The following is a 937-nucleotide window of genomic DNA, read 5'->3' as shown; positions in this document are numbered from 1 at the left end:
ACACCAGCCGGGTCCGGTGGCGAGAAGCTGATGAGTCTGCCGTTGCGTGACGCACGTGAGATCTTCGAGCGCGAGTATCTGCTCGCTCAGATCGCGCGCTTCAGCGGCAATATTTCCCGTACGGCGGAGTTCATCGGCATGGAGCGCTCTGCTCTCCATCGGAAGCTCAAGTCCTTGGGAATCGGCGGATAGGACGAGATTGTCGCGCCAATCAGCCATTGCGGCTCGCGGCGTGGCCGAATCCTTCGCGCGCCGATGTGGTTATGTGACTTCATCCTCTTAACCACTTGATCGCGCTCTAAAATCGGATCCACGGAAAAAAGGCCGAATATGGCGTAAACCTCTTGCGTAACGGCAATGTTCGCCCTGTAATGGATGGGCCGGTCAACGACCGCACGGATGCGGATAAGCAATATGGGCGGCCCGATAGCCAAGACCGGCGGCGACGGGCTGGCGAGGCAACTTCAATGGCGGGCGAACGCGCTCAAAACCTTCAGGACACGTTTCTCAACTATGTCCGGAAGAATAAAATCCCTCTGACGATCTTTCTCGTGAATGGGGTGAAACTGCAGGGCGTCGTTACATGGTTCGATAATTTCTGCGTCTTGCTACGCAGAGACGGCCATTCTCAGCTTGTCTACAAGCACGCCATTTCCACGATCATGCCGGGTCAACCCGTTCAATTGTTCGACCAGGACGACCCGAGCGCGGGAGAGAAAGCCTGATTTGACCGAACCTCGGTCGCCTGGAGAACAGCGCCTCGCCCAACTCGCCGAGCCCGAGAAGGATGTAGCGGCGGGGACGCGGACGCTTGTCGTCGGTCCCTACCTGACGCGAAGGTCCCGCGCGAGTGCGCCCCTGGAGGGGCAATCGGTCAATCCGCGCCCCATCGATGCTCGTCTGGAAGAGGCGGTAGGCCTCGCCGGCGCCATCGATC

2 protein-coding genes and 1 pseudogene are annotated in these 937 nt (G+C 59.3%); all 3 read left to right on the top strand.

Features of this window, described 5'->3' with window-relative positions:
* Window positions 1–192 (top strand): helix-turn-helix domain-containing protein (locus AC1DT3_RS22715; protein ID WP_477467425.1); only part of this gene is annotated, 192 nt, incomplete at its 5' end.
* A 275-nt stretch (window positions 193–467) separates the two neighbouring features.
* Window positions 468–725, top strand: coding sequence for an RNA chaperone Hfq (gene hfq / locus AC1DT3_RS22710; RefSeq protein ID WP_441966094.1), 258 nt, complete (start codon window positions 468–470; stop codon window positions 723–725).
* Window position 726: 1 nt separating this feature from the next.
* Window positions 727–937: pseudogene (locus AC1DT3_RS22705) on the top strand (GTPase HflX); the annotation flags it as partial.

This window comes from Microvirga sp. P4_G7, assembly GCF_056401005.1.
Note: the sequence above shows the minus strand (reverse complement) of the source record. Positions and strands in the feature narration are given on the sequence as shown.

What these genes read in the sequence shown, in the direction of transcription:
- hfq (WP_441966094.1), top strand. Translation starts at nt 468, where the DNA reads ATGGCGGGCGAACGCGCTCAAAACCTTCAGGACACGTTTCTCAACTAT.